The organism is Isoptericola sp. NPDC057191 (genome assembly GCF_042670225.1).
Classification (GTDB): Bacteria; Actinomycetota; Actinomycetes; order Actinomycetales; family Cellulomonadaceae; genus Isoptericola.
Genome location: NZ_JBHUWC010000248.1, coordinates 1 through 4,594 on the forward strand (window position 1 = coordinate 1; position 4,594 = coordinate 4,594).

The following is a 4,594-nucleotide window of genomic DNA, read 5'->3' on the forward strand; positions in this document are numbered from 1 at the left end:
CCCCCGGCCGGGGTGCGGCGCCGTCGGCGTCTTCCGGGACGGCGGGTCGCATCAGGGCGCGAGCGACCACCCGTAGCGGGCGCCGGGCGCGGCGCCGAGGTCGAGCCGGACGACCGCTCCCTCGGCCAGCAGACCGGTGAGCACCGCCCCGGTGCCGCCGTCCTCCCCCGGGACACCGACGTCCGGCGCGCGGCCCGGACGGACCCACGGGTCCGGGCCGAGCACCGCCCCCATGCGGTCGCCGGCCTCCGCCCGGCCCGGCACCGCGGGCGAGTCCTGCGACCACCCCTGACCGGTGCCGAGCGCCTGGACCATCCCGGCGTCACGCACCGGGCCGACGTCCTCCGCCGGCGTCCCGACCACGACCCGCCACGCCCCCCGCAGGTACGCGGAGGAGACGGCGCTGCCGAACCGGTCGCCGTCCTCGGCGGTGCCCGCCGCCCCTGCCGAGTCCTGGTGCCGGGACCGGAAGTCCAGCAGCGGCTGCGTCAGGCCGGGGTGCACCCGGCCGATCGAGACCATGCCCGCGTCCACGTCCGCCCCCAGGTCCTCACCCGGAGCCCCGACCGCGAGGTCGACCACCACGGGGTCGCCCGGCACGGGGAACAGGTGCACCGCCGCGCCGAAGCGGTCCCCCGCCTCGGCCTCCCCCGCCACCTGGGCGAGCCCCTGGTGCAGCAGGGCGGGCGGGTGCTGGGTGCCGGGCTCCGGCGGCGGCCCGCCCGGGTCGCCCGGCGGGGCGAACCACAGCCCGACCCCGCCGGCGCCCGCCTTGCCCGCCACCCGCAGGCCTGGCGCTCCCGCAGCCATCACCTGTCCGCGCACGCTCAGCGACGAGCCCAGCGCCGCCCCGGCTGCCGCGGTGCCGCGCACCCCCAGGGCGGCGAGGTCGACGACCTCCCCGCCACGGGTGGTGGTGTCGGTCGCGCCGACGACGAACGACGTCACCCGGCCCGCGTCCGGAGCGCTCGTGGCGTCGTGCCCGGGCGAACCCACCCACAGCAGCTGCGGCTTCGGGTCGATCGTCTCCTCCGGGTAGGAGGCCGACGCGAGCGCGGCCCCGAACCGTGCGCCCGCCTGCGGCGTGCCCAGCACGCTCTCCGAGTCGGCCGTGACCCGCTCACGGAGCTCGAACGCGCCGAGCGCGGAGTCGTACGCGTACAGGTAGACCGCCCCCGCGCGCGGCATCCCGGCCACCGTCTCCTCCGGGCTGCCCACGACGAGCTGGGTGCAGAACCGGTCGTCGCCCTCCTGCTCGTACGAGCGCAGCTGCGTCACCGCCGTGCCGAAGCCGACCGGCCCGCGCAGCACGACCGTGCGCGGTTCGCCGTCGCCCGTGAGGCGGACCTCGACGGTGCCCGGGCGACCCGTCCCGCCGGGGGCGCCGACGACGGCGTCGGGCACCCGGTCGCCGTCGAAGTCGTGGCTGGGGCCGAGGCACTCCGGCTCGGCGACGGCGGCGGGCGCGACGACCGCTCCCGCTCCCACGCCCGCCGTGACGAGGGCCGCGCAGGCGAGCACGGCGCGCGCGGGTCGGCCCCGGCGACGGCGCGCCCGGGCGGTCACGGACCCTGATCGGAGCCGGACGTCGTCGCGCATCGTGCCCTCCCCCGGGCGCCGACCGGCGTGCCGTCGCGCAGGTCGTCCACTCGACGCTACGCCCGCGCCACGCCCGGCCGGAAGGCCCCGGCCGGGTGAGCGTGCGTCCGCGACCGGCGCCGCACGTCAGTAGCGGACGATCGTGACCTCCGGCGACACCACGGTGGCCACGTGCGCCGCGTCGGACGGCACGTAGCGGAACCTCAGGTAGACCTTCCCCGGCTTCCCGTCCGCGGTCCTGAGGTACGTGGCCGGCACCTTGACCCGCTGCACGCCCTGCTCGCTGGTCTGCAGCGCCCAGTCCGTCGCCCAGCGCGTCCGCCAGCCCCAGACGTCGGCCCGCGGGCTGCGTGTCTCCAGCACGAGACGTCCGCGCTCCGGCATCCCCGCCGTGCTCACCCGCACCGTGCCCGGCTCGTCCCTGCCGAGGTCTGCCTTCACCCGGTACCACCGGTGGTCCATCGACAGGCGCACGCTCGGCCTCGCCTTCGCCACGACGACGCGCACCCCCGCCCAGCTCGTGTCGTACCGGGTGGACGTGGGCGTAAAGCTGGCCTCCAGACTGTGCCTTCCCGGGGCCAGGGCGGTGCTCCCCACCAGGAGGGAGCCCTTGCCGTCCACGATCCGCGCGGTGCCCAGCACCCGAGTGCCCCGGGAGAACGTGACCTTCCCGTCGAGCCGCGCGCCCGTCTCCGACGTCACCAAGAAGCGGACCCGCCGGGCCGTCCCGTACCGCCACTCGGTACGCTGGCCGGTCTCGATCTGGACCCACGACTGGAAGCGCGGCTTGACGTTCACGATCTTCGGGACGATCGGCGCGGCGTAGAACGAGCTGCGCAGCTCGACGAAGACCTTCGGGTCGGGCTTGGACAGGTTGAGCACGTCGCCCGGGTCGAACGCGACGGTCGCGACGCCGTCGACCAGCTCGGCCGTGCGTCCCGGCGACCAGTCGTCGCTGATGTGGTTGCGGACCTCGATGGTCCCGGTGACCGGCCCGAGGTCGGAGACCGCCCGGACGACGACCTTGGCCTGCCACCCGAGACGCCACGTCGACGAGGTCTGCACCGTCAGGGTGGCCGGCCGCTTCTGGACGTTCGCGCCGACGAACCAGGTGCTCAGGACCGTTCCGCCCGCCGCGTCGCGCAGGACCATCCGGTAGACGCGGCCGGGAGTCATGCCGGTGCCAGGGACTGCGACCGTCGCGACGCCGCCGGTCAGGGCGGCCGCGCCGAGCGCCCTGCCGACCTCGTCGTCCAGCTCGGCCCAGCCGTTCTGTGGCAGGTCGGTTCCCGTGAGGTCGACCTTGACGTCAGCCGGGTCCCCGTAGACGCGCGGCTCCGGGACGACGGGCCTGGCAGGGACGTCCACCCGGAGGACGGCGGACGCCACGGACAGCGGCGTCGACACCCCTCTCTGGAAGTGAGCGACCTCCAGACGGTGCTCTCCCGCCTTCATCGTCACCGTCGCCGTGGAGGTGAACGTAATGTGCCCGCGGCCGTCCACCAGCGACGTCGGGTCGCTGACCTGGTAGCCGTCCAGCGTGGTGCGGACCACTCCTTCGGCGGGCATCCCGTCGTGCAGGACGGTCACGTCGAGGCTCACGACCTCACCGAGCCACCAGCGCTCGCGCGGCAGCGTGATCGTCGTGGAGGACTCCGCCTCGTCGGCCAGCGCGACCGTGGGGACACCCATGCCCGCCACGACCACCCCCAGCGCGACCAGCCACGTCGTGACGACCGCGACGACCCGACCCCGTGCACGACGCATGCGCAGCCCGTTCTCTTGATGGTGGCTGGAAACTACCGCAACGGTGCGTGCAGGGTCGAGGAATGTCGGGTGAACGCCGTCCGGGCGTCGTCCCGTGCGGTCGCGGTCTACGGTGGGCGCATGCGTGCAGCCGTCATCCACGGGACCCGCGACGTCCGCGTCGAGGACCGTCCGGACCCGAAGATCCTCACCCCCGGCGACGCGGTGGTCCGCGTCGTCGCCGCCTGCGTGTGCGGCTCCGACCTGTGGCCGTACCGCGGCGTGTCCGCCGTCAAGAAGCCTCGCCCCATCGGGCACGAGCTGGTGGGCGTCGTCGAGGAGCTGGGCGCCGACGTGACGTCCGCCCAGGTCGGCGACTTCGTCATCCTGCCCTTCACCATGAGCTGTGGCGAGTGCCAGTCGTGCCGCGCGGGCTACCCCGCGGCGTGCGACGTCGTCACCGGCTTCGGCTCCACCGACCGCTGGGGCCACCCGGTCGACGGCGCCCAGGGCGAGCGCGTGCGGATCCCGCTCGCGCAGCACTCCCTGTTCTCGGTCGGCCGCCCGGAGGCAGAGCTCGAGGCCGCCGGCCTCGTGCCGCACCTGCTCACCCTCGCGGACGTCATGTCCACCGGGTACCACGCCGCGTTCGCCGCGGGCGTCTCGGCGGGCGACACCGTCGTCGTCGTCGGGGACGGCGCCGTCGGGCTGTCCGGTGTCACCGGCGCCCGCCTGCTCGGCGCGGAGCGCGTCATCGCCATGAGCCGGCACGACGACCGCGCGGCGCTCGCCCGCGAGTTCGGCGCCACCGACGTCGTCGCCGAGCGCGGCGAGGAGGGCATGACGGCCGTGCGCGACCTGCTCGGCGGGGACCTCCCCGACGCCGCCCTGGAGTGCGTCGGCACCGAGCAGTCGATGGACACGGCCCTGAGCATCGTGCGCGGCGGCGGGCGCGTCGGGTTCGTCGGCGTGCCGCACGGGCCCGACCTCAGCGTGCGGCGCCTGTTCGACCGCAACATCACCATCGGCGGCGGGATGGCTTCCGCCCGGCGCTACATGGAGACGCTGCTGCCCGACGTCCTGGCCGGCACGATCGTCCCCGGCAAGGTGTTCGACCTGGAGCTGCCGCTGTCCGACGCCGCCGAGGCCTACGCGGCCATGGACGAGCGTCGCGCCACCAAGGTGCTGCTGCGCCCCTGACCCGCCCTCGTTGTGGGTACGGAAACGGCGAGAATTCGGTCCCGAATTC

At 75.2% G+C, this 4,594-nt stretch carries 3 protein-coding genes; 1 reads left to right on the top strand and 2 read right to left on the bottom strand.

Features of this window, described 5'->3' with window-relative positions:
• Positions 1–51: 51 nt before the first annotated feature.
• Positions 52–1,599, bottom strand: a complete 1,548-nt coding sequence (locus ACFT55_RS19175; protein ID WP_380245443.1) for a hypothetical protein — start codon at positions 1,597–1,599, stop codon at positions 52–54.
• Between the two features lie 126 nt (positions 1,600–1,725).
• Positions 1,726–3,366, bottom strand: a complete 1,641-nt coding sequence (locus ACFT55_RS19180; protein WP_380245444.1) for an Ig-like domain-containing protein — start codon at positions 3,364–3,366, stop codon at positions 1,726–1,728.
• 120 nt (positions 3,367–3,486) lie between these two features.
• On the opposite strand from ACFT55_RS19180, the gene ACFT55_RS19185 reads away from it, so the two are divergent.
• The gene (locus ACFT55_RS19185) at positions 3,487–4,545 is read left to right on the top strand and encodes a zinc-binding dehydrogenase (RefSeq protein WP_380245445.1); all 1,059 of its coding nucleotides are present in this window, start codon (positions 3,487–3,489) and stop codon (positions 4,543–4,545) included.
• The last annotated feature ends 49 nt before the right edge of the window (positions 4,546–4,594 follow it).

Bases quoted from the DNA above. Each gene is read 5' to 3' on its own strand.
- ACFT55_RS19175 (WP_380245443.1), bottom strand. From the start codon at position 1,599: ATGCGCGACGACGTCCGGCTCCGATCAGGGTCCGTGACCGCCCGGGCG.
- ACFT55_RS19180 (WP_380245444.1), bottom strand. From the start codon at position 3,366: ATGCGTCGTGCACGGGGTCGGGTCGTCGCGGTCGTCACGACGTGGCTG.
- ACFT55_RS19185 (WP_380245445.1), top strand. From the start codon at position 3,487: ATGCGTGCAGCCGTCATCCACGGGACCCGCGACGTCCGCGTCGAGGAC.